23 protein-coding genes are annotated in these 25,207 nt (G+C 73.3%); 15 read left to right on the forward strand and 8 right to left on the reverse strand.

Annotated features, from left to right (window positions below):
* Window positions 1-40: 40 nt before the first annotated feature.
* Window positions 41-2,575, reverse strand: a complete 2,535-nt coding sequence (gene pepN, locus AL2_RS16955) for an aminopeptidase N (protein WP_067634814.1) — start codon at window positions 2,573-2,575, stop codon at window positions 41-43.
* A 178-nt stretch (window positions 2,576-2,753) separates the two neighbouring features.
* Between pepN and AL2_RS16960 the strand changes: the two genes are divergently transcribed.
* The 8 genes from AL2_RS16960 (at window position 2,754) to AL2_RS16990 (ending at window position 8,775) form a co-directional block, all read left to right on the forward strand.
* Window positions 2,754-3,368 carry a mycothiol-dependent nitroreductase Rv2466c family protein gene (locus AL2_RS16960; RefSeq protein WP_067634815.1) on the forward strand — a complete coding sequence of 205 codons (615 nt, stop codon included), beginning with the start codon at window positions 2,754-2,756 and terminating at the stop codon, window positions 3,366-3,368.
* A gap of 140 nt (window positions 3,369-3,508) precedes the next feature.
* Entirely contained in the window at window positions 3,509-4,252 is a 744-nt protein-coding gene (locus tag AL2_RS16965) for an energy-coupling factor ABC transporter permease (RefSeq protein WP_168444572.1), read from the forward strand.
* 13 nt (window positions 4,253-4,265) lie between these two features.
* Window positions 4,266-4,640, forward strand: a complete 375-nt coding sequence (locus tag AL2_RS38055) for a PDGLE domain-containing protein (protein ID WP_168444571.1) — start codon at window positions 4,266-4,268, stop codon at window positions 4,638-4,640.
* Window positions 4,640-5,404 (forward strand): cobalt ECF transporter T component CbiQ, encoded by a 765-nt coding sequence (cbiQ, locus tag AL2_RS16970; protein ID WP_067634816.1) that lies wholly within the window; start codon window positions 4,640-4,642, stop codon window positions 5,402-5,404. The genes AL2_RS38055 and cbiQ overlap by 1 nt, the downstream gene beginning before the upstream one ends.
* Entirely contained in the window at window positions 5,401-6,153 is a 753-nt protein-coding gene (locus AL2_RS16975; RefSeq protein WP_067634817.1) for an energy-coupling factor ABC transporter ATP-binding protein, read from the forward strand. Before cbiQ ends, AL2_RS16975 begins: the two co-directional genes overlap by 4 nt.
* A gap of 116 nt (window positions 6,154-6,269) precedes the next feature.
* Window positions 6,270-7,229: an ATP-binding protein gene (locus AL2_RS16980; protein WP_067634818.1), complete on the forward strand. Its 960-nt coding sequence runs from the start codon at window positions 6,270-6,272 to the stop codon at window positions 7,227-7,229.
* Window positions 7,230-7,274: 45 nt separating this feature from the next.
* Window positions 7,275-8,249 carry a hypothetical protein gene (locus AL2_RS16985; RefSeq protein ID WP_067634819.1) on the forward strand — a complete coding sequence of 325 codons (975 nt, stop codon included), beginning with the start codon at window positions 7,275-7,277 and terminating at the stop codon, window positions 8,247-8,249.
* Between the two features lie 55 nt (window positions 8,250-8,304).
* Window positions 8,305-8,775: a ribose-5-phosphate isomerase gene (locus tag AL2_RS16990; RefSeq protein ID WP_067634820.1), complete on the forward strand. Its 471-nt coding sequence runs from the start codon at window positions 8,305-8,307 to the stop codon at window positions 8,773-8,775.
* An 8-nt stretch (window positions 8,776-8,783) separates the two neighbouring features.
* Here AL2_RS16990 and AL2_RS16995 read toward each other — a convergent pair whose 3' ends face one another.
* A complete protein-coding gene (locus tag AL2_RS16995) occupies window positions 8,784-8,999 on the reverse strand; it encodes a hypothetical protein (RefSeq protein ID WP_067634821.1) in 216 nt (71 codons plus the stop codon).
* A 141-nt stretch (window positions 9,000-9,140) separates the two neighbouring features.
* Between AL2_RS16995 and AL2_RS17000 the strand changes: the two genes are divergently transcribed.
* Complete coding sequence (locus tag AL2_RS17000; RefSeq protein WP_083946596.1) at window positions 9,141-10,259, forward strand: PP2C family protein-serine/threonine phosphatase; 1,119 nt, start codon at window positions 9,141-9,143, stop codon at window positions 10,257-10,259.
* A 6-nt stretch (window positions 10,260-10,265) separates the two neighbouring features.
* Here the strand turns inward: AL2_RS17000 and AL2_RS17005 are convergent, their stop codons facing one another.
* A complete protein-coding gene (locus tag AL2_RS17005; protein WP_067634822.1) occupies window positions 10,266-11,525 on the reverse strand; it encodes a serine/threonine-protein kinase in 1,260 nt (419 codons plus the stop codon).
* 293 nt (window positions 11,526-11,818) lie between these two features.
* On the opposite strand from AL2_RS17005, the gene AL2_RS17010 reads away from it, so the two are divergent.
* A complete protein-coding gene (locus tag AL2_RS17010; RefSeq protein ID WP_083946598.1) occupies window positions 11,819-13,183 on the forward strand; it encodes a sensor histidine kinase in 1,365 nt (454 codons plus the stop codon).
* Here the strand turns inward: AL2_RS17010 and AL2_RS17015 are convergent.
* Window positions 13,180-14,601 (reverse strand): amidase, encoded by a 1,422-nt coding sequence (locus AL2_RS17015; protein WP_067634823.1) that lies wholly within the window; start codon window positions 14,599-14,601, stop codon window positions 13,180-13,182. The two genes, AL2_RS17010 and AL2_RS17015, sit on opposite strands and share 4 nt — an antisense overlap.
* Before the next feature lie 51 nt (window positions 14,602-14,652).
* On the opposite strand from AL2_RS17015, the gene AL2_RS17020 reads away from it, so the two are divergent.
* The 3 genes from AL2_RS17020 to AL2_RS17030 all read left to right on the forward strand — a co-directional run bounded on the left by AL2_RS17020 (window position 14,653) and on the right by AL2_RS17030 (window position 17,743).
* The gene (locus tag AL2_RS17020; RefSeq protein ID WP_067634824.1) at window positions 14,653-16,209 is read left to right on the forward strand and encodes a carboxyl transferase domain-containing protein; all 1,557 of its coding nucleotides are present in this window, start codon (window positions 14,653-14,655) and stop codon (window positions 16,207-16,209) included.
* A 90-nt stretch (window positions 16,210-16,299) separates the two neighbouring features.
* Window positions 16,300-16,917: a class I SAM-dependent methyltransferase gene (locus tag AL2_RS17025; protein WP_067634825.1), complete on the forward strand. Its 618-nt coding sequence runs from the start codon at window positions 16,300-16,302 to the stop codon at window positions 16,915-16,917.
* Between the two features lie 148 nt (window positions 16,918-17,065).
* The gene (locus AL2_RS17030) at window positions 17,066-17,743 is read left to right on the forward strand and encodes a hypothetical protein (RefSeq protein ID WP_210747821.1); all 678 of its coding nucleotides are present in this window, start codon (window positions 17,066-17,068) and stop codon (window positions 17,741-17,743) included.
* Here AL2_RS17030 and AL2_RS17035 read toward each other — a convergent pair.
* On the reverse strand, window positions 17,694-18,617 hold the full coding sequence (locus tag AL2_RS17035) for a hypothetical protein (RefSeq protein WP_067634826.1): 924 nt from the start codon (window positions 18,615-18,617) through the stop codon (window positions 17,694-17,696). The genes AL2_RS17030 and AL2_RS17035 overlap by 50 nt on opposite strands.
* Before the next feature lie 152 nt (window positions 18,618-18,769).
* On the opposite strand from AL2_RS17035, the gene AL2_RS17040 reads away from it, so the two are divergent.
* Window positions 18,770-19,810, forward strand: a complete 1,041-nt coding sequence (locus tag AL2_RS17040) for an alpha/beta hydrolase (protein ID WP_174550855.1) — start codon at window positions 18,770-18,772, stop codon at window positions 19,808-19,810.
* A gap of 7 nt (window positions 19,811-19,817) precedes the next feature.
* Here the strand turns inward: AL2_RS17040 and AL2_RS17045 are convergent, their stop codons facing one another.
* Both AL2_RS17045 and AL2_RS17050 read right to left on the reverse strand, forming a co-directional pair.
* Window positions 19,818-21,245: an aldehyde dehydrogenase family protein gene (locus tag AL2_RS17045; protein ID WP_067634973.1), complete on the reverse strand. Its 1,428-nt coding sequence runs from the start codon at window positions 21,243-21,245 to the stop codon at window positions 19,818-19,820.
* Between the two features lie 5 nt (window positions 21,246-21,250).
* Window positions 21,251-22,714 (reverse strand): PucR family transcriptional regulator, encoded by a 1,464-nt coding sequence (locus AL2_RS17050; RefSeq protein ID WP_067634827.1) that lies wholly within the window; start codon window positions 22,712-22,714, stop codon window positions 21,251-21,253.
* A 91-nt stretch (window positions 22,715-22,805) separates the two neighbouring features.
* On the opposite strand from AL2_RS17050, the gene gabT reads away from it, so the two are divergent.
* Window positions 22,806-24,170 carry a 4-aminobutyrate--2-oxoglutarate transaminase gene (gabT, locus tag AL2_RS17055; protein WP_067634828.1) on the forward strand — a complete coding sequence of 455 codons (1,365 nt, stop codon included), beginning with the start codon at window positions 22,806-22,808 and terminating at the stop codon, window positions 24,168-24,170.
* Window positions 24,171-24,211: 41 nt separating this feature from the next.
* On the opposite strand, the gene AL2_RS17060 is transcribed toward gabT, so the two are convergent.
* A complete protein-coding gene (locus tag AL2_RS17060) occupies window positions 24,212-25,198 on the reverse strand; it encodes an LLM class flavin-dependent oxidoreductase (RefSeq protein WP_067634829.1) in 987 nt (328 codons plus the stop codon).
* Window positions 25,199-25,207: the final 9 nt, after the last annotated feature.

Genomic DNA, 25,207 nt, shown 5'->3' on the forward strand with positions numbered 1-25,207 from the left:
GGGATTCACGGGCAGGGACGGGATTCATGGGGCAGGGACGTCAGGCGGACGCGGCGTCCTTCGCGCGGGCGCGCAGCGCGCGGGCGACGCCGTCGCGGCCCTCCGACAGCAGCCGGGTCAGCGCCGCCGGCGGGTGCTGCTCGGCGATGTAGGACTCGGTGCGGTCGATCGTGGACTGCTCGATCACCAGGAACGGGTAGGCGACCTCGGCGAACGTCTGCGACATGTCGCTCGTCCACTCCTTCCACACGCGGCCGACCTCGGCGAAGTACCGGTCGACGTAGGGGAGCAGCAGCTCGGCCTGGTCGGGCTCCACGAAACCGCCGAGCGTCGACCGGTAGACGGCGTTCGGCAGGTCGCCGGACACGACCCGCTCCCACGCGGCCGCCTTCGCCGCCGCGGTCGGGATCGCGGACTTGCAGGCGGCGGCGTGCCGCTCGCCGGCGGCGGTGCGGTCCCGCTCGTGCTCGGCGTCGATCTCCGCCTCGCCCGCGCGGCCGGTGACGACGAGGCGCCGCAGCAGCGTCCAGCGCAGGTCGGTGTCGACGGTGAGGCCGTCGAGCGTCTGCGAGCCGTCCAGCAGGCCCTGGACGAACGCCAGGTGCTCGTCGGACACGGCCGACGCGGTGAACGCCTGCGTGTAGGCGAGCTGGAGGTCCGAGCCGGGCTCGGCCTCGCGCGCCAGTTCCGCCAGCGTGTCGGCGAGCAGGGCGAGGCCCTCCTCGCGCCACGCCGGGTCCGCGTACTGCTGGACGGCGGTGCGCGCCTGCCGCAGCAGCGTCTGCGTGACCGAGATGTCGGTGACGCCGCGGATGCCCTTCGCGACGAGCCGGACGTAGTCGCGGGTCGCCATCTCGGCGTCGCGGGTCATGTCCCACGCCGACGACCAGCACAGCGCGCGCGGCAGGCTGTCCTTGATGTCGCCGATGTGCTCGATGAGCGTCTTCTGGGAATGCTCGTCCAGCCGGATCTTGGCGTAGGTGAGGTCGTCGTCGTTGACGAGGACGAGGTCGGGCCGCTTCTGCCCGACGAGCTGCGGAACGTCGGTGCGGGCGCCGACGACGTCCAGCTCGACCCGCTCCCGCCGGACGAGCCCGTCCGCCGTCAGGTCGTACAACCCGATGGCGAGGCGGTGCGAGCGCAGCGTCGGGTAGTCGGCCTTGGCCTCCTGCAGGACGGTGAACGACGTGAAGTTCCCGTCGCCGTCCACCTCGTACTCGGGCCGCATCGTGTTGACGCCGGCCGTCTCCAGCCACTCCTTCGACCACGACGCCAGGTCGCGGCCGGACGTCTCCTCCAGCGCGCCCAGCAGGTCCGTGAGGACGGTGTTGCCCCACGCGTGCCGGTCGAAGTAGCGCCGGACGCCCTCAAGGAAGTTGTCGAGGCCGACGTAGGCCACGAGCTGCTTCAGGACGGACGCGCCCTTGGCGTAGGTGATCCCGTCGAAGTTCACCTCGACCGCGCGGATGTCCGGGATGTCGGCGGAGATCGGGTGTGTGGACGGCAGCTGGTCCTGCCGGTACGCCCACGCCTTCTCCAGGTTCGCGAACGTCGTCCACGAGCCCGTCCACTTGGTGGCCTCCGCCTGGCACAGGACGCTCATGTAGGTGGCGAACGACTCGTTCAGCCACAGGTCGTCCCACCAGCGCATGGTGACGAGGTCGCCGAACCACATGTGCGCCATCTCGTGCAGGATCGTCTCGGCGCGGCGCTCGTAGGCGGCGTCGGTGACCCGCGACCGGAAGACGTAGTCCTCCAGGAACGTGACGGCGCCCGCGTTCTCCATCGCGCCCGCGTTGAACTCGGGGACGAACAGCTGGTCGTACTTGCTGAACGGGTACGGGCGGCCGAAGACCTTCTCGAAGTAGCCGAACCCCTGGCGGGTCACGTCCACGATCGCGGGCGTGTCGAGGTGGTCGGCGAGCGAGGCGCGGCAGTACACGCCGAGCGGGATGACGGTGCCGTCCTCGCGGCGGTACTCGTCCCGGACGACGTGGTACGGCCCGGCGATGAGCGCGGTGATGTAGGTGGAGATCTGCGGCGTCGGCAGGAAGTGCCACGTCCCGCCCTCGGCGGACTCGGCCGGCTCGTTGGTGACGACCTCCCAGCTCTCCGGGGCCTTCACGGTGAACTCGAAGGTGGCCTTCAGGTCGGGCTGGTCGAAGCAGGTGTACATGCGGTGCGCGTCGGCCGTCTCGAACTGCGAGTAGAGGTACACGCTGTCGTCCACGGGGTCCACGAACCGGTGCAGGCCCTCACCCGAACGCGAGTACTCGCAGTCGGCCACGACACGCAGTTCGTTCTCCGCGGCCAGATCGGGCAGCGGGACGCGGCCCTTCTCGGCGTCATAGGACGAGGGGTCGAGGGCCTTCCCGTTCAGCGTCGCCTCCCGCACGACGGCGCCGTGCAGGTCGATGAACGTGGACGCCCCCGTCTCGGCGCTGCCGAACCTGACCACGGTCGTGGACCCGAACCGCTGGTCGCCCGTGGTGAGGTCCAGCTCGACCGCGTACGACTCGACGGTGAGCAGCCGGGCCCGTTCCCGCGCCTCGTCGCGCGTGAGGTTGCCTGCCACATGTACTCCTTGGTCGGCTCAATCGCTTGTTGAAGTCATGTCTACCAACCGGACGCCGTTCGTATCGTCCGCCACGGCCGAAGAGACCGGGCTTGGGCGGCCTCCCTGTCCGGGGAATCGGAACGGGCGCGTCCCGGTTGTCCCTCCAGGCACCCGTTTCGCGCTCTTGGAGGCGACGTTGACTGAGACCGCACCCACCCCCGTGGACTTCTGGTTCGACCCCCTGTGCCCGTGGGCGTGGATAACGTCCCGCTGGATCCTGGAAGTGGAGAAGCTGCGCCCGATCGAGGTGCGCTGGCACGTGATGAGCCTCGCGGTCCTCAACGAGGACAAGGACATCCCGGACGAGTACCGGCGGATGCTCGCCGACGCCTGGGGCCCGGTGCGCGTGTGCATCGCCGCCGAGCAGAAGTACGGGCCCGAGGTGCTCGGACGGCTCTACACCGAACTCGGCACGCGCCGCCACCACGAGAAGCAGACGTTCGACCACGCCTACTACGAGGCCGCGCTGACCGCGGCCGGCCTGGACCCGGCGCTCGCCGGCGCCGCCGATTCCACCTCCTACGACGAGGCCGTGCGCGCGTCCCACAAGGACGGCATCGACCGCGTCGGCCAGGAGGTCGGCACCCCGGTCATCGAGGTGGAGGGCAGCGCGTTCTTCGGCCCCGTCGTCACCCCCATCCCGCGCGGCGAGGCCGCCGTCAAGCTGTTCGACGGCGTCGTCGCGGTCGCGAGCACGCCCGGCTTCTTCGAGCTCAAGCGCACGCGGACGGTCGACCCGATCTTCGACTGAGCGCGCGCCCGTCCGGGGTCGGGGCTCCGCGCTCTCACCCGCAGGCCACATACCGCTTGCTATTGCGACCATGTTGCAACTACTAGCCATGTGCCGCCAGACTGGGCCCATCGCTCGCGACAGGTAGGACGGTGGGAGACGTGCACGTACCGGACGGATTCATTGACGCTCCGGTGTCCCTCGCGGCCGGCGCGGTCGCGGTGGCCGGAGTCGGGATCGCCCTGCGGGGGGCGCGGCGGGAGCTGGACGACCGCACCGCGCCGCTCGCCGGGCTGACCGCCGCGTTCGTGTTCGCCGCGCAGATGCTCAACTTCCCGGTCGCGGCCGGGACGAGCGGGCACCTGCTCGGCGGGACGCTCGCCGCGATCCTCGTCGGGCCGTACACCGGCGTCCTGTGCGTCTCGGTCGTCCTGCTCTTGCAGGCGCTCCTGTTCGCGGACGGCGGCCTCACCGCGCTCGGCGTGAACATCACCACGATGGCGCTCGCCACGGTCGTCGTCGGGTACGGGCTGTTCCGGCTGCTGCTGCGGGTGCTGCCCAAGACGCGGGCGTCCGTCTCGGGGGCGTCGTTCGTGGCGGCCGTCGTCTCGGTGCCGGCCGCGGCCGCCGTGTTCACGGCCGTCTACGCGGTCGGCGGGACGGCGGACGTGTCGATCGCCAAGGTCGCCACCGCGATGATCGGCGTGCACGTGCTGATCGGGATCGGCGAGGCGCTGATCACCGCCGTGACGGTGTCGAGCGTGCTCGCCGTCCGTCCCGACCTCGTGTACGGGGCGCGCGGGCTGATGAAGCCGCTGAAGCTGCGCACCGCCGGGCAGAACGCCGCCGGGCAGAACGCCGCCGGGCAGAACGCGGGCGGCACGGCCGAGCCGTCGCGGGCCTGAGAGGGGAGCTCACATGACCACGAAGCGCTTCTTCATCGGGTTCCTGCTCGTCTCGCTCGTCCTCGCGGGCGTCGTCAGCTACTACGCGTCCGGCGACCCCGACGGGCTGGAGAAGGTCGCCGGGGACAAGGGCATCAGCGCCAAGGAGAAGGACCACTCGCTCAAGGACTCCCCGTTCGGCGACTACGGGGTCAAGGGCGTCGAGAACGCGCGGCTGTCCGGCGGGCTGTCCGGGGTGATCGGCGTGGGCGCCGTCCTGCTCGTCGGCGGCGGGCTGTTCTGGGGCGTCCGGCGGCGCGGCCCGGCCGGTGAGGGCCAGGCCGCGGGCCAGGACGAGGAGGCGCCCCAGGACGAGAAGGCGCCGTCCGAGCCGGCGAGCCAAGGCTGATGGGCGCCGGGCACGCGCACCGGCTCTACGTGCCCGGCGCGTCGCCGGTGCACCGGCTGCCGCCGCAGTGCAAGCTCGTCGCCGTCCTCGCGTTCGTGCTGCTGGTCGTCGCCACGCCGCGCGAGCGGATCTGGGCGTTCGGCGTCTACGCGCTGCTGCTCGCGGCCGTCGCGGCGGCGGCCCGGATCCCGTTCGGGACGGTGGCGCGGCGGGTCGTCATCGAGGTCCCGTTCGTCGCGTTCGCGTTCCTCCTGCCGTTCGTCGCGGAAGGGGAGAGGATCGCGGTGCTGGGCCTGCGGCTGAGCGAGAGCGGGCTGTGGGGCGCCTGGAACATCCTCGCCAAGGGCACGCTCGGCGTCGTCGCGTCGATCCTGCTGGCCGCGACCACCGAGCCGCGGCTGCTGCTGCTCGGCATCGAGCGGCTGCGGATGCCGCAGCTCATCACGCAGATCGCGACGTTCATGCTGCGGTACGGCGACGTCGTCGCGGCGGAGCTGCAGCGGATGAAGGTGGCGCGCGCGTCCCGCGGGTTCGAGGCGCGCGACATCCGCGCGACGGGCGTGCTCGCCAGGTCGGTCGGCGCGCTGTTCCTGCGCTCCTACGAGCGGGGCGAGCGCGTCCATCTGGCCATGGTGAGCCGCGGCTACGACGGCCGGATGCCGCTGATGCACGACGTCGGCGCCACGGCCGTGCAGTGGGCGGCCGCCGCCGCGCTGCCCGCGGCCGCCGCCCTCGTCGCGCTGGCTGCTTGGATGGTTCCATGACCCCGTCGCTTGAGGTGAAGGGCCTCGCGTACGCCTATCCGGACGGCACGCAGGCCCTTTTCGGCGTCGACCTGACGATCGGGCGCGGCGAGCGGGTCGCGCTGCTCGGGCCGAACGGCGCGGGGAAGACGACGCTCGTCCTGCATCTGAACGGCATCCTGCACGGCGGCCTCGGCGAGGTCAGGGTCGGCGGCCTCGCGGTCGACCCGAAGGACAAGAAGGCCCTGCGGGAGATCCGCCGGCGCGTCGGCATCGTCTTCCAGGACCCCGACGACCAGCTGTTCATGCCGACCGTCCGCGAGGACGTCGCGTTCGGTCCCGCCAACCTCGGCATGCGCGGCCCCGACCTGGACCGCCGGGTGGCGGACGCCCTGGACCGCGTCGGCATGGCGCATGTCGCCGACCGCCCGCCGCAGCACCTCAGCTTCGGGCAGCGCCGCCGCGTCGCCGTCGCCACCGTCCTGGCGATGGAGCCGGAGATCCTGGTGCTGGACGAGCCGTCCTCCAACCTGGATCCGGCGAGCCGCCGGGAGCTGGCCGAGATCCTGCTGAGCCTGGACGTGACGGTCCTGATGGTCACGCACGACCTCCCGTACGCGGCGGAGCTGTGCCCGCGCTCGGTCATCCTCTCCGGAGGCGTCATCACGGCGGACCGGCCCACCCGCGACCTCCTCATGGACGCCGGCCTCCTCGCCGCCCACCGCCTGGAGCTCCCGTTCGGCTTCGACCCGGCCGCCGCCGCCCGCTGATCCCGCTGATCCGGTCGCGGTGTCTTCGGCCGTTCCGCTTGCCTCATCGTCCGCCCTTCGCGAGACTCGGATGTCTCGACACTGGTAACGGTTTTCATATCCGAAATGAGGCATTCGTGAAGGTTGCGTTCGTCGGCAAGGGCGGCAGCGGCAAGACCACCCTGTCGTCGCTGTTCGTCCGGCACCTGGCCGGGCGCGGGCTGCCGGTGGTGGCCATCGACGCCGACATCAACCAGCACCTCGGCGTGGCGCTCGGCCTGGACGAGGCCCGTGCCGCCAAGATCCCCGCGCTCGGCGACCGGCTCACCGAGATCAAGGAGCACCTGCGCGGGGAGAACCCGCGCATCTCGTCGGCGGCCGCGATGGCCAAGACGACCCCGCCGGGCGCCGGGTCGCGGCTGCTGCGGTTCCGCGGCGACGACCCGTTCCACGAGGCGGGGCAGGAGGTCGACGGCGTCACGCTGCTCGCCACCGGCCCGTTCAACGACGACGACCTCGGCGTGGCCTGCTACCACTCCAAGACCGGCGCGGTGGAGCTCTACCTCAACCATCTCGTGGACGGTCCCGGGGAGTACGTCGTCGTCGACATGACCGCCGGCGCCGACACGTTCGCGTCCGGGCTGTTCACGCGGTTCGACCTGATGTTCCTGGTCGCCGAGCCCACCCGCAAGGGAGTCGGCGTCTACCGGCAGTACACCGAGTACGCCCGCGACTACGACGTCGCGATCCGGGTCGTCGGCAACAAGGTCCAGAGCGCGGAGGACGTCGCCTACCTGCGCGAGCACGTCGGCGACGACCTGCTGACGTGGCTCGGGCAGTCCGCCGCCGTCCGGGCGCTGGAGCAGGGCCGGAGCGGCGTCGCCCTGGAGGACGGCAACACCGCCGCCCTCGACCGCATGCGCGCCGAGGTCGACGCAAGCGTCAAGGACTGGGCCCGGTTCCAGGCGCAGGCCGTCGAGTTCCACGTGAAGAACGCGCGCAGTTGGGCGAGCCGCGCGGCGGGGGAGGACCTGGAGGCGCAGGTCGACCCGGACTTCCGCTTCCCGCCCGTCGCCGGCACCGCCTACGCCGGGTAGTCCCGGCCCTACCGGCGGAGAGCGATCCCCACTACCCTGCCCGCCATGACGATGCGGCGGATGCTGGTCATGGCGGGCGGTGCGGTGGTCCCCATCGCGCTCATCTCGCTCCTTTTCGGCAATCAGTGGGTGGTCGACGCGATCAACGACACCGGGTTGCACTGGGATGAGGGGATCGCGCCGCCGCTCTACTGGCTGCTGTTCCCGAAATGGCGGCTGTCGGCCGGCCCCGCCCCCTGGAAGTTCGTCCTGGCGCTGGACTTCAGCACGGTGCTGTTCTTCCTCCTGCTGATCGGGTTCGCGGCGGTGGGCGCCCGCGCCCTCGATCCGCGCCGCGGCGGGCTCGGCGCGGTGGTGACCGGCTGGTGGGCCACGGTCGTCGCGGGCGGCATCGGCGGCTTCGTGATGGGCGTCCTGCTGAGCTGGGTGCTGGACCTGTCCAGCGATCGCGGCCCGTACGTCTTCAACGCGGTCTCCCACGGGGCGGCGTTCGGGTTCGCCTACGGCTGGCTCGCGGGGATCGGCATGCTGCTGGGCTACCTCGTCACGCGTCGCGGTGCCACCGCGCAGGCGCAGCAGCCCGGTCAGTACGCGCCGCAGCAGCCGGGCATGCCCATGCAGCAGCCCTACGGGCAGCCGATGGGGCAGCGGCCAGGCCAGTACGCGCAGCAGCAGGCCGTCCCGTACGTCCCGCCGCAGGGGCAGCCGCAGCAGCCTTGGGGCGGCGTGCCCCAGCAGCCCATGCAGCAGCAGTACCCCCATCAGCAGCCGGGGGTGCCGCAGCAGTACGGTGCGGCACCCGTGCAGCAGCCGTCCGTCCCGCAGCAGCCGCCCGCGCCGCCGCCCGAGCAGGCGCCTCCGGCGGCCCCCGAGGCACCGGCCGAGGCGAAGCAGGACCCGCCCGCCGACGCGCCCAACGACCCGCCTACCGACCCGCCCGCCGACGCGCCGGAGGACGACGACCTCGACCTCGCCGACCGGACGATCGTCGACCGCAAGCGGGACGGCGAGGACGGCTGACCCGGCGACCCGACCCCCGCGCACGGGGCGTCCGCCGGCCTGGGAGAATCTCCGTATGCGCGTGTTTCTTGGAACCGACCATGCCGGCTTCGAGCTGAAGGAGCACCTGGTCTCCTGGCTGAAGGAGAACGGGCACGAGGCCGTCGACTGCGGCGCGCCGGAGTACGACGCCGTGGACGACTACCCGCCGTTCGTCCTGCGGGCCGCCCAGCGGACGGCCGCTGAGCCGGGGACGCTCGGCATCGTCGTCGGCGGTTCCGGCAACGGCGAGGCGATCGCGGCCAACAAGGTCAAGGGGGTGCGGGCCGCGCTGGTCTGGAACGAGGACACCGCGAAGCTCGCCCGCGAACACAACGACGCCAACGTCATCGCGCTGGGCGCCCGCCAGCACGACCTGGACACCGCGACACGGTTCGTCGAGCTGTTCCTCGGGACGCCGTACTCGAAGGAGCCGCGCCACACCCGCCGCATCGAGATGATCAGCGCCTACGAGCAGACCGGAGAACTCCCCCCGCTCCCGCACTAGGGCCGGGGTCAGAGGCCGTTCTGCGGGGGTTTGCGGGCGGCGGCGCCGCGCTTGCCCTGGCGGCGCCGTTCGTTCTTCGCGGCCTTCGTCCGCTTGGCGGGTTCGGCGGGCTTGCCCGGGGCGGGCGCGGCGGCCGGCGGTTCCTCGCCCTCGGGCCGGAGACGCGACACGTCCCGCGCGCGCATCGCCGCGTCCACCGTGATCCGCATGCCGGGCTGGACCATGCGCCGTCTCCTCTCACCGCGGAACCAGGTGTCTCACCGGTGACACATACCCATATAAAACGGAGCTGGACCGTTGCAAAGAGTCACCGGGTCCCCGGATACCGACCGTCCGGGTTGATTGCTCGATACAGTGCCGGAGTCATGCTTCAACGACTGGTGCAGCTCCTTCCGCCGCGGGTGCGCGCCGTGCTGCGCCGGATCCCGCTGCTCGTGGCGCTGTACCGGTGGGCCAGGCAGGGCAAGCTGACCCGGGAACGGTACGTGTTCGCGGCCCTCGCGATCCTCGCGATCGCGATCGGGCTCGCCACCACCGGCGACTCCCGCGGACTGGCCCCGTCCGGCGCACTGGTGCTGATCGTGCTCGGCGGCGGGCTGCTGCTGAAGGTGCGCAGCCTGGTCGCGCTGCTCGGCGTCGTCGTCGCGATGGCGGCCTACAACGCCGCGCAGGACGTGGCCGCCATCGGCCCCGGCATGATCGCCACGCTGACCATCACCGCGGTGCTCGCGCTCACCCTGGCCCGGACGCGGCAGCAACTCGGCGTGCAGGGGCTGCGCGGCGACTCCATGCTGCTGGAGCTGCGCGACCGGCTGCGGCGGCAGGGCGAGATGCCCCCGCTGCCGGACGGCTGGGGCTCGCAGGTCGTGATGCTGCAGGCCGGCGGGTCGTCGTTCGGCGGCGACTTCGTGGTGTCGCACTGCGAGGACGGCACGCTGGAGGTCGCGCTCGTCGACGTCTCCGGCAAGGGCACCGACGCGGGGACCCGGGCGCTGATGCTGTCGGGCGCGTTCGGCGGGCTACTTGGATCGATCCAGACCGACCGCTTCCTGCCCGCCTGCAACGGCTACCTGCAGCGCCAGCGGTGGGACGAGGGGTTCGTCACGGCCGTGCACGTCGTCGTCGACCTGGTGTCGGGGGAGTACACGGTCGAGTCGGCCGGGCATCCGCCGGCGGTCCAGTTCGACGCGGGCAGCGGCGAATGGAAGGTCAGCTCCGCGAAAGGCGTGGTGCTGGGCGTGGTGCCCGACCTGAACTGCGTCCCGGAGACGGGGAAGCTGCGCCCCGGCGACGCTCTCCTCCTCTACACCGACGGGCTGGTGGAGTCTCCGGGCAGCGACCTGGACGCCGGGATCGACCGGCTGCTCGGGGAGGCGGAGCGGCTCGTCCCGCAGGGCTTCGGCCGCGGCGCGCGGGAACTGGTCGAGAGGATGGCCGCGGCGCGTGACGACGACTGCGCCCTCGTGCTGATCTGGCGCACGTGACGCGGGCTAACCCCGCTTGTGCTTGCCCTTCTGCTTGCCGTGCTTCTGCTTGTGCTTTGGTTTGTGCTTCTGCTTGGGCGTCTTCACCACCGGGCGCTTGGCCGGGCCCGGTTTGACGATGGTCGCCCTCTTCGGCGGCGTGGCCGACGCCGTCGGAGACGACGGCACCGTGGTGGACGGCGCCGGCGGCGCGTCGCTCCTGCCCTGCGTGAGCCCGGCGATGATGGCGCCGATCAGGACGGTGCCGGCGGCGGCTCCGACGCTCGCCAGCAGCCGGGTCCGGGTGAACGGCAGCGCGCCGCCCATGCCGCGGACGCCCCCCGCGCCGCCCATGCCGGGCGGTGTGAACGCCTTGGTCTCGGTCTCCTCCCAGCCGGGCCGGCCGGACGGCGGCGCGGGGGGCCGCTGCGGCCGCGGCGCCGGGTCCGCCTCCGGCCATCCGCCGACGTGCGGCCGGGACTGCGGCTGCTCGACGAGGGCGAGCAGCAGGTCGCACGCGGAGGGACGGGCGGCGGGGTCCGGCGCGAGCGCGGAGCGGACGGCGGGCACGAGCGGCTCCGGCAGCCGGGACAGGTCGGGGTCCCCGGTGCGGAGCGTCGCGGGGTCGCCGCCGATCGGCATCTGGCCCGTCCCGGCGTGGGCGATGAGGCAGCCCCAGGCGAAGATGTCGGCGGCCGGGGTCGCGGGCCCGCCGACGAGCACCTCCGGCGCCATCCAGCCGGGCGTGCCGAGCACCTTGCCGGACGCGTCGGCGCCGGACGCGTCGTCCTGGCCGCTGGCGATGCCGAAGTCGATGACGCGGCAGCCGGACAGCGTGAGCATCACGTTGGCGGGTTTCAGGTCGCGGTGCACGAGCCCCGCGGCATGGATCGCGGCGAGCGCGGACGCGACGCCGACGGCGACGCCGTGCAGGTCTGCGGGCGGCAGCGGGCCCTCGGCGACGAGCCGGTTGTGCAGCGAGATGCCGCCGACGTAGTCGGTGACGAGGTAGGGCCGCCCGTTCTCCTCGCCGTGCGCGAGGACCCGCGCGGTGCAGAACGACGCGACCCGGCTCGCGAGGTACGCCTCGTCCTTGAACCGGCGGCGGTAGACGGGATCTCCGGCCAGGTGCGGATGGATCGTCTTCACCGCGACGCGCCCGCCGGACACGGGGTCGGCGCCGAGGTAGACCGTCCCCATGCCGCCCGACCCGAGCCGGCCGAGCAGCGTGTGCCCGGCGACCTGGCGCGGGTCGGCCGGGTCGAGCGGCCTGATGTCTCCGTCCATGCGGTGTTCCTGGCTCCCTCAGTTCTCTCCCGTCCGTCCATCCCCGTTCGGCGGAAGATTATGGCGGGTTCTCGAAGGAAGTGCGGAAACGTGTTCGTCACCCCGATGTAGCACCGCGTGCACCGGAGGCGTGCAGGGTGGAGGGTGTGCCCGCGCGGGCGGCCCCCTAGGGGTGGGAGGGCCGCCCGCGCGGACGCCGGCCCTACCCGGGAGGTTTCGCGGGGCCGTGGCCAGGAACAACCTGGTCTGCGTCATCCCCCCGGCGCCGTGCGCAGAGGGGGAGGATCGCCGGGGTGCGGATCTTCGGGGACTTGCTGTCGCCGTCGTGCTGGTCGGTGCGGACCCGCGTGACCGCCGCCGCGACCGCCCTCGTCGGCCTGCTCCTCGTGGTCGGCGTCGTGCTCTTCTACCAGGTCGTGCGGGACACGGTGTTCGACGGGCTGCACGATCGGGGGACGCTGGTCCTCACGGATCTGGCCACGCTCGTCCGCGAGACCGATCCGCGCGGGACGCTGCACGTCCAGGACCCCGACTTCACCCTGCTGCAGGTCATCGACGGCGAGGGCGACGTGCTGGCGGCGAGCGAGTCGCTGTCCGGGCGCGGGCCGCTGAAGGTGCCGGAGCCGCAGGTGACGGGCAGGCCCGAGTACCGCCTCGTGCGCGTGCAGGGGAAGGCCGACGTCTACCTCGCCTCGGAGCGGCTGCGGACCCGCGAGGGCGTCCGGACCGTGTACGCCGGCGCGCCCATCAACGAGCTGACGCGCTACAAGGGCGCGTTCATCGGCCTGCTCGTGACGCTGGCGCTCGTCGCGACCGCCGCGGTCGGCTGGATCGTGTCGCTGTCGGTGCGGCGGGCGCTGCGGCCGGTGCGGGTGATGAGCGCCGAGCTGGCGGACATCACCGGCGGCGAGTCCGAGCGGCGGGTCACCGTCCCGGGCCCGAACGACGAGGTGTCTCATCTGGCCGAGTCGGTGAACGTGACGCTGAACCGGCTGCAGGAGGTCATGGCCCGGCAGCGCGCGTTCGTGGCGGACGTGTCGCACGAGCTGCGCAGCCCGCTGACCGGGCTGCGCGCCCAGCTGGAGGTCGCGCTGGAGCATCCGGAGGACGAGGACTGGCCGGCGGTCGCGCGCGCCGCGCTCGGCGACGCCGACCGGCTGCAGGGCATCGTCAGCGATCTGCTCGTCCTGGCGAAGCTGGGCGCCGGCGTGCACGTCGAGCGGGAGCGCGTCGACCTCGGCGAGCTGGCGCGGGCGGAGGCGTCGCGGCGGGAGCGGCGCGTCCCGGTCGAGGTCAGCGCGGCGGCGGGCGTCACGGTGCGGGCCACCCCGCACCATCTGGCGCGGGTTCTGACGAACCTGCTGGACAACGCCGAGCGGCACGCGGCGTCGCGGGTGTGGGTGACGGTGGCGGCGGACGGGCCCGAGGCCGTGCTGGAGGTCCGCGACGACGGGCCGGGCATCGCGCCCGAGGACCGGGAGCGGATCTTCTGGCGGTTCCAGCGGCTTCGCGAGGGCCGGGCGCGGGACGCCACGGGCACCGGCCTCGGCCTGACCATCTCCCGCGACATCGCCCGCGCGCACGGCGGGACCCTCGTCGCCGCGCCCAGCGACCGGGGCGCCCGGTTCGTCCTGTGCCTCCCGCTCGACCCGCCCTAGCCGGCGGCGCCCGGCGGGCGGCGCGTCGCGTGCCGGGTGGCCTGCTCGAACGCGTGCCCGATCTGCAGGACGGCGAAGTCCGCGCGATGGGGGCCGACGATCTGCAGGCCGACCGGCAGGCCGTCCGGGGTGAACCCGGCGGGGACCGACAGCGCCGGGCATCCGGTCGCCGAGACGAGGAAGCAGGAGCGCATCCACTCCAGGTAGTCGGGCATCGGCCGGCCGGCGACCTCGTCCGGGTACTCGATGCCCGCGTCGAACGGCGGCACCTGGCTGACCGGCAGGAGCAGCGCGTCGTACCGCTCGAAGAACTCCCGGACGCGGTGGAAGAGGGCGGTGTGCGCCGTCTCGGCCCGGCCGAGGTCGGCGCCGGTGAGGGAGCGGCCGGCCTCGATGTTCTCGGCGAGGGACGGCTTGAAGTCGGCGCGGCGCTCGTCCAGCAGGGGGCGGAGGGCGATGTCCCAGTGCCAGGCGCGCAGCGTGCGGAACACCTCGTCGGCGCCCGCCAGGTCGGGGGACGCCTCGTGGACCGTGCAGCCCAGCTCCTGGAACACCTTCACGGCGGGTTCGAGGACGCCGGTGACGGCCGGGTCGACGGGGATCGTCCCGCCGAGGTCGGGGGACCATGCGACGCGGAGCCCGCCGAGGTCGCGGTCGAGCGGCCCGGCGAACGCCGAGCCCGGCGTGTCCAGCGCGATGGGGCTGCGCGGGTCGGGGCCGGCGAGCACCGACAGCAGCAGCGCCACGTCCGCGACCTCGCGGGCCATCGGGCCCTGCACGCCCATCGTCGCCCAGCCCGCCGGAACCGGCCAGGACGGCACCCGCCCGGGCGACGGCCGGAACCCGACGACATTGCAGAACGACGCGGGGTTGCGCAGCGAGCCGCCCATGTCGCTGCCGTCCGCGAGCGGATGCATCCCGCACGCGAGCGCCGCCGCCGCGCCGCCGCTGCTGCCGCCCGCCGACCGGGAGAGGTCGTAGGGGTTGCGGGTCAGGCCGAAGACCGGGTTGAACGTGTGCGATCCGGCGGCGAACTCCGGCACGTTCGTCTTGCCGAGCGTGATGACGCCGGCGGCGCGCATCCGCTCGATGACCAGTTCGTCCGCGTCCGGGACGTGGTCGGCGAAGATCGGCGACCCGGACGTGGTGCGGACGCCCCCGGTGGCGTGCGTGTCCTTGTGGGCGACGGGCAGGCCGTGCAGCGGGCCCGGCAGCTCCCCGGCGGCGAGCCGCTCGTCGGCGTCCCGCGCCTGCTGCGCCGCCCGCTCCGCGACGAGCGTGACAATGGCGTTGACCTGCGGGTTCGTCCGCTCGATCTGGTCGAGATGCGCCTGCAGGACCTCCCGCGCCGACAGCTCGCGGGCGCGGATCCGGCGGGCCAGCTCCCGGGCGGACGCGAAACAGATCTCCTCGGACACGTGCGCTCCTCCTCTGCCGGGTTACCCCCAGTGTCCACCCCCGGATGCCGGATGGCCCGGTCCCGAGGTCATCATGCTGGGAAGACCGAGGGAAGGGGCCGAGTGGCGGAACGAGTCGGGGCGCGGGAACTGCTGCGCCGCGTGCTGGACGACGGCGCCTGGACGTCCTGGGACGAGCCCCCTTCGGGGGAGCCTTCGCCTTCGTCCCCCTATGGCAGGGATCTGGCGGCGGCCCGGGAGCGCAGCGGATGCGACGAGGCCGTCCTCACCGGCGAGGGCCGGCTGGCGGGCCGCCGCGTCGCGTTCGTCGTGTCGGAGTTCCGCTTCCTGGCCGGCTCGATCGGCCTCGCCACCGCCGGCCGGATCGTCGCGGCCGTCGGGCGCGCCACCGCCGAGGGCCTCCCGCTGCTCGCCGCGCCGGCCTCGGGCGGCACCCGCATGCAGGAGGGGACGGCGGCGTTCGTCCAGATGGCGCGCATCACGGCGGCCGTCGCCGCGCACCGCGCCGCCGGGCTGCCGTATCTGGTCTACCTGCGGCATCCCACGACCGGCGGGGTGTTCGCGTCGTGGGGGTCGCTCGGCCACGTGACGGCCGCCGAGCCGGGCGCGCTGATCGGCTTCCTCGGCCCGCGCGTGTACGAGGGGCTGTACGGGGAGCCGTTCCCGCCGGGCGTGCAGGTCGCGGAGAACCTCGCGGCCAAGGGCCTGCTGGACGCCGTCGTCGGCATCGACGACCTCGCCGGGGTGGCGTCGCGGGCGTTGCGCGTCCTGTGCGGGCGCCCGCCTTCGGCGCCGGCGGCCCTGCCCTCGGCGCCGCCGGCCCTGCTCTCGGCGGCTGTACCGGACGGGACGGCGTGGGAGTCGATCGAACGCTCCCGCCGCCCGGACCGTCCGGGCGTCCGCGAACTGCTCCGGCACGGCGCCGCCGACGTGACCCTGCTGTCGGGCACCGGCCAGGGCGAGGCCGATCCGGGCCTGGAGCTCGCCCTGGCCCGTTTCGGCGCGGCACCGTGCGTCCTGGTCGGCCAGGACCGGAACAGCCAGCGCAGCGGCCACCCGCTCGGCCCGGCCGGCCTGCGCGTCGCCCGGCGCGGGATGCGGCTGGCCGCCCAGCTCGGCCTGCCGCTGGTCACCGTGGTCGACACGCCCGGCGCCGTGCTGTCGGCGGAGGCGGAGGAGGGCGGCCTGGCCGGCGAGATCGCCCGCTGCCTCGCCGACCTGATCTCGCTGCCCGCGCCGACGCTCTGCCTGCTCCTCGGCGAGGGCACCGGAGGCGCGGCGCTCGCGCTGCTGCCCGCCGACCGCGTCCTCGCGGCCCGGCACGCCTGGCTGTCCCCGCTCCCGCCCGAGGGCGCGTCGGTGATCGTCCACCGGACGCCGGCCCGCGCGGACGAGATGGCGGCGTCCCAGGGCGTCCGGTCGGCGGACCTGCTCCGCTACGGCATCGCGGACGCCCTGGTGGACGAGCGTCCGGACGCCGCCGACGAGCCGGAGGCGTTCTGCCGCCGGGCCGCCGCCGCGATCGAGGCCGGCCTGTCCGGGCTGGCGCCGACCGGCCCCGCCGCCCGCCAGGCCCGCTATCGGTTGGACGCGCACGACCTGGGGTGAAGGGTTCGACGCGCGCCGAGGGCGCCGGACGCGATCATGGGGCCCGATCCGCCGCACGTGGGTCTCCCGGCCGCGCTAACGTCGAGCCCCATGACCGAAACCGCCACCCGAGCGGCCTATGACGCCGTCGCCGTCCTGTACGCCGACATGTTCCGCGACGTCCTCGACGACCTGCCCCTCGACCGCTCGCTGATCGTCGCGTTCGCGGACCTCGTCCGGGACCGGGGCCCGGTCGCCGACCTGGGCTGCGGCCCCGGCCACCTGACGGCGTTCCTGCACTCCCTCGGCCTGGACGCGTCCGGCGTCGACCTGTCGCCCGGCATGATCGCCCAGGCCCGCGCGGACAACCCGCACCTGCGCTTCGCCGAGGGCACGATGAACGCGCTCGCGTTCCCCGACGAGTCGCTGGCCGGCATCCTCTCCTGGTACTCGATCATCCACCATGACCCCGCGGAACTCCCGGGCGTCTTCGCCGAGTTCCACCGCGTCCTGGCCCCCGGCGGCCACCTGCTCGCGGCCTTCCAGTCGACCGACGGGGACGTCCCGGAGCCGTTCGACCACAAGGTCGTCCCCGCCCACCGCTGGCCGGTCGACCGCCTCGCCGGCATCGCCCGCGGGGCGGGACTGGCCGAGGTGGCCCGCTTCCTGCGCCGCCCGAACGAGAACGAGCACTCCCCGGCCGGCAACCTGCTGCTCCGCAAGCCCTGAGCGGGGACTCTTCGCCGGTCCGCGGGGCGGGATTCACCCGTGCGGGGGAGGGGCTTGGTGCTTACGGGTGATCGGGGCGGGGCGGCGGGGCTGTGATCGTGGGGTCCGTAGGTGACGACCACCATCGGGAGAGGCGATCATGACCATCGTGGCCACATCCTCGGAGCCGTTCGCGCGGGTACGCGCCGGGTGGCGGGCCGCGCACGAGGCGGTGGAGGGGGTGCCTCGGTGGGCGCGTGTCGCGGCGCTGGCCGTACCGTTCACCGTGTTGCCGTCCGGTCTGTGGCGGATCGCGGTCTTCGCCCTCCATCTTCCGATCATTGCCGAGGATGACCTGGGACCGGGGGACGGGCCGGGCGGCGGGCGGGGGGATCTGCCGGGATGGCTGCCCATGGAGGTCTACGTGGTGCTGCTGTCGGTCTTCTCGGAGCTGGTGGCCTTCACCGCGGTCGGGCTCATCGCCCGGTGGGGCGAGGTCTTTCCCCGCTGGGTGCCGTGGGTGCGGGGTCGCCGGGTGCCGATCACGGCCGCGGTGATTCCCGCAGCGGTCGGGGCCGCGATCCTCACCGTGTTGTGGACGGTGTCGATCGTGAACGGCCTGGTCTTCCGGGAGACGATTCAGGGGCGGCCGCTGCCGGACGGATTCCCCATCCACTTCGGCAGCTGGGAAGGCGTGCTCGGTGTCGTCGCCTATGCGCCGCTGGTCGCCTGGGGGCCGCTGCTCGGCGTCGTGACCGTGGCGTACTTCCGGCGGCGCGTCCGCTCGTCGCCCGCGCCTACGCGTAGGGGTCGGACGACTCCAGGGCCAGCTTCCGGATCTCGGTGAGGTCGTCGTCGGAGTAGTCGGCCGGCAGTTCGATCGTGAGGGCCCTGAAGACGTCGCGGATCTCTTCCGCGGACGGCACGCTGCTCAGCTGCATGCTCTTCACCGACTGCAACGGCAGCCGCTTGGCCTGCTGGAAGCTGACGTGCAGCTCCGACTCCCAGCACAGGTAGGTCGGCGTGCCGCTGTTGATCACCAGTGCGGGGAACTCCGGCCCGCGCTGGGTGAAGATGAGGCAGCTCTTCGACAGCTCGTACCGCAGCAGCGAGTACGCGGACGACAGCCGGACGTCGATGTCGAGCAGTTCGTAGCGCTGCTGGTACCAGCACGCCGCCAGGATCGTCGCGAACAGCTCGCGGCGCGTCTCGTCCGCCGTCCACGACTGCTCCGGGCTGTCCGGGCTGGTCGCCAGCCGCTGGTGGAGGCGGACGAACTGGTGGCACAGGTCCGGGTCGGTGGGGTCCAGGATCTCCAGCCGGAAGTCCAGCTTGCGCCGGACGGGGCGCGCCGCCGACACGCACTCGGGCAGCGTGACCGCGCGGATGTAGGCGCCCGTCCCGCCCCGGAAGACCCAGCGGTCGGTGTCACGGCGGGCGTCGGTCAGGACGCGGTTGCACTCGGTGCCGCTGATGATGCGGACGTCCAGCTGCTTCCGCAGCGCGTCCATCGACTCCTGCACCTCGACGCCGCGGGTGTCGCTGCGGGCCCGGTCGCGGAGCAGCACGATGGCGACGACGGCCAGCGTGGCCATGGTCGCGCTCTGCACGACCTTGGTCGAGGCGATACCGGCGATGTCCAGCCCTAAGATGGCGACCGCGAGGACGAAGGCGACGGAGACGTCGACGTAGGCCACGAGCATCTGCCAGAACCGCTGCATCCACCGCTCCCGTCACGCACCGCCACCCGGCCGTGACGATCCTAACCAGCCCCCGCCGGACGCCAGAACCCCTTTGCGCACGCGGCTCCACGGGACGGGACACCGGCGCTACCGGAGAGTACGGTGTGCGGAACCCTGGCTTGGAGGATCGCATGGCGTCGATGGTCGAGATGGTGCCGCCCTCGGTGGCGGGCGTGATGCTGCGTGGCGTGTTCGCGCTGCCGGAGCCCGTCAAGCGGCTGATCGTCGGGGCGCCGGTGCGCCGGGACGGGCAGGAGCTGGCGGTGGACGCGCAGCTGCTGCTCCTGATGATGCGGCTGGAGGGCGAGCGGAGGCTGGGTGGCGCCACGGTCGAGAAGGCGCGGCAGGGCCTCGCCAGGTCAGAGGTGTATCTGACGAGGAGGCCGAAGCGGCCGGTCGCGACGCGGGAGGTCGACGCGGGCGGGGTGCCGGCGCGGCTCTACACGCCGGAGGGGCTCGCGGAGGGGTCGCCGCTGCTCGTCTTCTACCACGGCGGCGGCTGGGTCATCGGCGACATCGACACGCACGACACCGTCTGCCGGTATCTGGCGGTGCACGCCGAGGTGCGGGTGCTGTCGGTGGAGTACCGGCTCGCCCCCGAACACCCTTATCCGGCGGGGCCGGACGACGCGCTCACGGCCTACGAGTACGCGGTCGCGCACGCCGCGGACCTCGGCGCCGACTCCTCCGCCATCGCGGTCGGCGGTGACAGCGCGGGCGGCAACCTCGCGGCGGTCGTCGGGGTGCTGGCGGAGCGCAGGCCGGATTTCGCGCTGCTGTTCTATCCGGCGACCGACCTGTCGGTCCGGCGCCGGTCGCGGGAGCTGTTCGCGGAAGGGTTCTACCTGACCGACGATGACATGACGTGGTTCAGTGACCACTACTGCCCGGAGGAGCGTCGCGCCGAGGTGAAGGCGTCGCCGATGCTGGCCGACGATCTGACCGGGTTCCCGCCGACCTATCTCGTCACGGCGGGCTTCGATCCGCTGCGGGACGAGGGCGAGGAGTTCGCGAAGCGGCTGGAGAAGGCCGGGGTGAGCGTCGCGCTGCGGCGCCAGGAGGACCTCATCCACGGGTTCGCGAACACGTGGTCGCTGGGCGGGCGGTTCCAGGAGGCGCTGTCGGAGGCCGCCGGGGCCCTGCGCACCGGACTGTACGCAAGGCCCCGCTAGCGCGAAGTCAGAGGGGCAGGCCCGTGAAGATCATGACCTTCTCCTCGGTGTAGTCGGCCATCGCCGACTGGAGCCCCTCGCGGCCGACGCCCGAGTCCTTCACGCCGCCGTACGGCATCTGGTCGGCGCGGTAGGACGGGACGTCGCCGATCACGACACCGCCGACGTCCAGTTCGCGGTGCGCGCGGAACGCGATGTCGAGGTTCCGGGTGAACACGCCCGCCTGGAGCCCGAACTTGGAGTCGTTGACGAGCGCGAACGCCTCGTCGACGCCGTCCACGGGCTGGACGAACATGACGGGCCCGAAGACCTCCTCGCGGGAGATCTTGGCGTCGGCGGGCACGTCGGTCAGGACGGTGGGCGCGTAGGCGGCGCCTTCGCGGGTGCCGCCGGTCAGCACCTTCGCGCCCGCCTCGACGGTCTCGTCCACCCAGGACTCGACGCGCTCGGCGGCCTCCCGGCTGACGAGCGGGCCGACCTGCGTCTTGTCGTCCCACGGGTCGCCGGTGACGAGGGACGCGACCGTGTCGACCAGCTTCGGCACGAACTCGTCGTAGACGGAGCGGTCGACGTAGACGCGCTGGACGGCGATGCAGCTCTGCCCCGCCTGGTAGTTGGAGAAGAGCCCGATGCGCTTGGCGGCCCAGTCGAGGTCGGCGTCCGGCAGGACGACGGCGGCGCCGTTCCCGCCGAGTTCGAGGGTGACGTGCTTGCGCGGCGCCTGGTCGTTGATCGCCCAGCCGACGGGGACCGAGCCGGTGAACGACACGATCGGCAGGCGCGGGTCGTCCACGAGGGCGGGCGCGCGGTCGTTCGGCACCGGCAGGATGGAGAACATCCCGGCGGGCAGGTCGGTCTCGGCGAGCAGCTCGCCGAGCAGCAGCGCCGACAGCGGCGTGGCCGGGGCGGGCTTGAGGACGATCGGGGTGCCCGCCGCGATCGCCGGGGCGATCTTGTGCGCGGCGAGGTTCAGCGGGAAGTTGAACGGCGAGATGCCGAGCACCGGGCCCTTCGGCACCCGGGTGATGTAGGCCATCCGGCCCTCGGCGGCCGGGTCGGTGTCGAGCCGCTGGGTGGTGGCGCTGAAGCGGCGCGCCTCCTCGGCGGCGAACCGGAACGTGGAGACCGCGCGGGTGACCTCGCCGCGCGCCCACAGCAGCGGCTTGCCGTTCTCCGCGGTGATCAGCCGGGCGATCTCCTCGGCCCGCTCGGCGATCCGCGCGGACACGTGCGCGAGCGCCTCCGCCCGCGCGTGCAGCGGCAGCGCGGCGGCCTGCCCGCGGACCGCGTCCGCGGCGGCGATCGCCTCCTCCACCTGCGCGGGCGTCGGGACGGCCGCCGTCCCGACCACGCGGCCGTCGTAGGGATGCGTAACGGTCAGCTCGCCGTCACCGGTCTCGGGCCGGCCGGCCAGCCAGAATGGGGTCACGTTCATGAGGTTCACGCTAGTCCCGGCGGGTCGGAATTCGAGTCTCCACCATGTCCAATCTGATCGGCGCGACTGGACGTGACGGCGAGCGCGATCCACAGTTCGGCGCGGACGGCGGGGTCGTCGGGGTCGCGTCCCAGAAGCTCGGCCGCCTTGCGCATCCGCGTGCGGAGGGTGTGCCGGTGGACGCCCAGCGCGCGCGCCGCCGCCTCCCCCTGCCCGTTGGCCGCGACGTACGCCCGGACGGTCCCGACCAGGTCCTGCTCACGGAGCGGTGCGAGAAGTGTGTCGGCGAAGGCGTGTGCGATTCCGGGTTCCAGCAGGCCGAGGACTCCCTGCCCGGGAAGTTCGGAGTAGTGGAGGACGTCCTGGTTCGTCCGCTCGGCGGCGGCGAGCGCCTCCTCGGCCTGCCTCAGCGCGGTCGCCAGGTCGGTGGACGACGCGGCGCTCACTCCCATCGGGCCGGTTCCGGCGAGCAGTGCCTCGATCTGGCCGTTCAGCTCGGCCGGCACGATCACCGCGCTGTGCCCGTCCAGCGGCAGGGCGAGGCAGCGCGCCCCGGCGGGATCGGACTCCAGCGCGTCCAGCACGGCTGCCCCGCCCGCGCAGGCCAGCACCCGGACCGGGCCGCGCGGCACGGACGGTCCCGCGGCCGGGCGGCCGAGCAGCAGCGCCGCGAGCGAGGCCCGCAGTCCGCGGCCCGTGCGCGGCGTCTCCGACTGCAGCGTCAGCAGCGCGACGGCCGCGCCGACGATGGTGTGCGCGGCGTGCGGGAGCGGCGCGTCCGTCCCGACGGCGAGGAACCCGCGCGGCCGTCCGCCGAGGCCGATCCGCTGCACGACGATGTGGCCGTCCGGGAAGGCCAGCGAGACGCTCGCGGCGGGACGGCGCCGCAGCCGGGCCAGCTCGGGCGCCAGCGCGCCGGCGCGGCCCCGGGCGCTCGCGGGCTCGGCGTGCCGGACGTCCCCGGACGGGTCCAGCAGCAGCGCCCACCCGCCGAGCAGCCGCGCCAGCCGGGTGACCAGCGGGCCGGGCCCGGTGAGCGCGGCGCGGGTCAGCTCCTGCTGCGCCTGGAACGCGCGGGTGACGTCCTCGTACCATTCGGCGGCGAGCATCCGCGACACCGCCTTGCCGATCGCGATGAACGGCGTCGGGCGCGGCACCTCCAGCAGCACGAGCCCCTGATCACGCGCCGCCGCGAGCAGCTCCGGCAGGACGTCCTCGTGGATGACCCCGACCGCGAACCCGAGCCCGGCGACGCCCCGCCCGACCAGCCGCGACACGTACGCGGCGGCGTTCGCCGAGGTGAGCCGCATACCGGTGGTGAGGACGAGTTCGCCGCCCTCCAGGAACGGCGTCGGGTCCTCCAGTTCGCTGACCGCGACCCACACGACGGGCGCGTCCGGCAGCGGGCCGGTGAGCGGGCGCAGGCCGAGCTGGGGGAGGGCCGCCACGGCGGCCACGGTGGGCGGCATCGCAATCCCTGTGCAAAGTGTCCATCTCGATGGACGGTTTTCGCCGTCCCGTACGGTTCATCGTAGGCGGCGCCCGGCTTATGTTCAGGCCATGACCAGCCACGACCCCGCCCTCGGGACGAGCACGTCCGACCGCCTGCCGCAGGAACGCCGCCTCGTGACCGAGATCCCCGGCCCGCGCTCGCGGGAACTGCAAGAACGGCGCGCCGCGGCGGTGCCACCGGGCGTCGGCAGCGTCCTGCCGGTGTACGTGACGGACGCCGGCGGCGGCGTGGTCGTCGACGCGGACGGCAACTCACTGATCGACTTCGGCTCGGGCATCGCGGTCACGAACGTCGGCAACGCGAACCCGCGGGTCGCCGCGCGGGTGAAGGAGCAGGCCGACCGGTTCACCCACACCTGCTTCATGGTGGCGCCGTACGAGTCGTACGTGGAGGTGTGCGAGAACCTCAACCGGATCACGCCAGGCGACCACGAGAAGCGGTCCTTCCTGGTCAACAGCGGCGCGGAGGCCGTGGAGAACGCCGTCAAGATCGCCCGGTACGCGACGGGGCGGCAGGCGGTCGTGGTGTTCGAGCACGGCTACCACGGCCGGACGCTGCTGACGATGACGCTGACGGCGAAGAACATGCCGTACAAGCACGGGTTCGGCCCGTACGCGCCCGAGGTGTACCGGATGCCGCTGGCGTACCCGTTCCGCTGGCCGACCGGCCCGGACAACTGCGGCCCGGAGGCGGCCGCCGAGGCCATCGACAAGATCACCAAGGAGATCGGCGCGACCAACGTCGCGGCCGTGCTGATCGAGCCGATCCAGGGCGAGGGCGGCTTCATCGAGCCCGCGCCCGGGTTCCTGCCCGCGCTCGCCGGGTTCTGCCGGACCAACGGCATCCTGTTCATCGCGGACGAGGTGCAGACCGGTTTCGCCCGCACCGGCGACATGTTCGCCTGCGAGCACGAGGGCATCGTCCCCGACCTCGTCGCGACCGCGAAGGGCATCGCCGGCGGGCTGCCGCTGGCCGCCGTCACCGGGCGCGCCGACATCATGGACAAGGTGCACGGCGGCGGTCTCGGCGGCACCTACGGCGGCAACCCGCTGGCCTGCGCGGCGGCGATCGCCGTCCTGGAGGAGATCGAGGAGGGCAAGCTCACCGAGCGGGCCCGGCGCATCGGCGAGATCATGCTGCCGCGGCTGCGCGACCTCGCCGGGAAGTACCCGGCGATCGGGGACGTCCGCGGGCGCGGCGCGATGATCGCGATCGAGCTGGTGCGGGAGGGCACGAAGGAGCCCGCCCCCGAGCTGACCGCGCGGGTCGCGCGCCGCTGCCACGAGCGCGGGCTGCTCGTCCTGACGACCGGCACGTACGGGAACGTGCTGCGCTTCCTGCCGCCGCTCGTCATCCCCGAGGACCTGCTGAACGAGGGCCTGGACATCCTGGCGGAGGCCTTCGAGGGCTGACCCGTCCGGCGAAACCGGCGGCGCGTGCCCGGCCGCGGTGCCTAGGCCGGGAAGCTGTCCTCGTAGAGGCCGGCGAGGATGTCGTAGGACTCCAGCCGGTCGGCGTGGTCGAACACCTGCGTGACGACCATGACCTCGTCCACGGCGGTGCGGTCGATCAGCGCGTCCAGCTGCTTGCGGACGGTCTCGGGCCCGCCCATCACCTGGTCGGCGAGCCGCGCGTCGATCATCTGCCGCTCCAGCGGCGTGTACGGGTGGGACGCCGTCTCCTCCGGCGTCGGCAGCAGGCCGGGCCGCCCATGCCGCAGCCGCAGGAACGCCAGCGCCTGCGGGGCCGCCAGCTCGCGCGCCCGCTCGTCGGTGCCGGCGGCCGTCACCGAGACGCCGATCATCGAGTACGGCTCGTCCAGCGCGCCCGGCCGGAACGAGTCGCGGTAGAGGGCCAGCGCGGGCACGGTGTTCTCGGCGCTGAAGTGGTGCGCGAACGCGAACGGCAGGCCGAGCAGCCCGGCGAGGCGGGCGCTGTAGCCGCTGGAGCCGAGCAGCCAGATCGGCGGCTCGTTCCCGGCGGCGGGCGTCACCTTGCTGTCCGCGCCGAAGTAGCTCCGCAGCTCGATGACCTGCTCGGGGAAGTCGTCCACCGACAGCGCGTCCGGGGAGCGGCGCAGCGCCCGCGCGGTCGCCTGATCGGTGCCGGGAGCGCGGCCGAGGCCGAGGTCGATGCGGCCCGGATACAGCGCCTCCAGCGTCCCGAACTGCTCGGCGACCACCATCGGCGCGTGGTTCGGCAGCATGACCCCGCCGGACCCGACCCGCATCCGGGACGTGGCCGCCGCGACCTGCCCGATCAGCACGGCCGTCGCCGAGCTGGCGATGCCGGGCATCGTGTGGTGCTCGGCGAGCCAGTACCGGTGGTAGCCGAGGCGCTCGGTGTGCCGGGCCAGGTCGAGGGTGTTGCGCAGGGCCTGGCCGGACGTGGAGCCGCTGACGACGGGGGCGAGGTCGAGGACGGAGAAGCGCACGCTCATACCGTGTGC

It is taken from the genome of Actinomadura latina NBRC 106108 (genome assembly GCF_001552195.1).
Lineage (GTDB): Bacteria > Actinomycetota > Actinomycetes > Streptosporangiales > Streptosporangiaceae > Spirillospora > Spirillospora latina.

Excerpts from the sequence above, each read along its gene's own strand:
- AL2_RS38055 (WP_168444571.1), top strand. The coding sequence starts at position 4,266 with ATGACCACGAAGCGCTTCTTCATCGGGTTCCTGCTCGTCTCGCTCGTC.
- cbiQ (WP_067634816.1), top strand. The coding sequence starts at position 4,640 with ATGGGCGCCGGGCACGCGCACCGGCTCTACGTGCCCGGCGCGTCGCCG.
- AL2_RS16975 (WP_067634817.1), top strand. The coding sequence starts at position 5,401 with ATGACCCCGTCGCTTGAGGTGAAGGGCCTCGCGTACGCCTATCCGGAC.
- AL2_RS16985 (WP_067634819.1), top strand. The coding sequence starts at position 7,275 with ATGACGATGCGGCGGATGCTGGTCATGGCGGGCGGTGCGGTGGTCCCC.
- AL2_RS16990 (WP_067634820.1), top strand. The coding sequence starts at position 8,305 with ATGCGCGTGTTTCTTGGAACCGACCATGCCGGCTTCGAGCTGAAGGAG.
- AL2_RS16995 (WP_067634821.1), bottom strand. The coding sequence starts at position 8,999 with ATGGTCCAGCCCGGCATGCGGATCACGGTGGACGCGGCGATGCGCGCG.
- AL2_RS17000 (WP_083946596.1), top strand. The coding sequence starts at position 9,141 with ATGCTTCAACGACTGGTGCAGCTCCTTCCGCCGCGGGTGCGCGCCGTG.
- AL2_RS17005 (WP_067634822.1), bottom strand. The coding sequence starts at position 11,525 with ATGGACGGAGACATCAGGCCGCTCGACCCGGCCGACCCGCGCCAGGTC.
- AL2_RS17020 (WP_067634824.1), top strand. The coding sequence starts at position 14,653 with ATGGCCCGGTCCCGAGGTCATCATGCTGGGAAGACCGAGGGAAGGGGC.
- AL2_RS17025 (WP_067634825.1), top strand. The coding sequence starts at position 16,300 with ATGACCGAAACCGCCACCCGAGCGGCCTATGACGCCGTCGCCGTCCTG.
- AL2_RS17035 (WP_067634826.1), bottom strand. The coding sequence starts at position 18,617 with ATGCAGCGGTTCTGGCAGATGCTCGTGGCCTACGTCGACGTCTCCGTC.
- AL2_RS17040 (WP_174550855.1), top strand. The coding sequence starts at position 18,770 with ATGGCGTCGATGGTCGAGATGGTGCCGCCCTCGGTGGCGGGCGTGATG.
- AL2_RS17045 (WP_067634973.1), bottom strand. The coding sequence starts at position 21,245 with ATGAACGTGACCCCATTCTGGCTGGCCGGCCGGCCCGAGACCGGTGAC.
- AL2_RS17050 (WP_067634827.1), bottom strand. The coding sequence starts at position 22,714 with ATGCCGCCCACCGTGGCCGCCGTGGCGGCCCTCCCCCAGCTCGGCCTG.
- gabT (WP_067634828.1), top strand. The coding sequence starts at position 22,806 with ATGACCAGCCACGACCCCGCCCTCGGGACGAGCACGTCCGACCGCCTG.
- AL2_RS17060 (WP_067634829.1), bottom strand. The coding sequence starts at position 25,198 with ATGAGCGTGCGCTTCTCCGTCCTCGACCTCGCCCCCGTCGTCAGCGGC.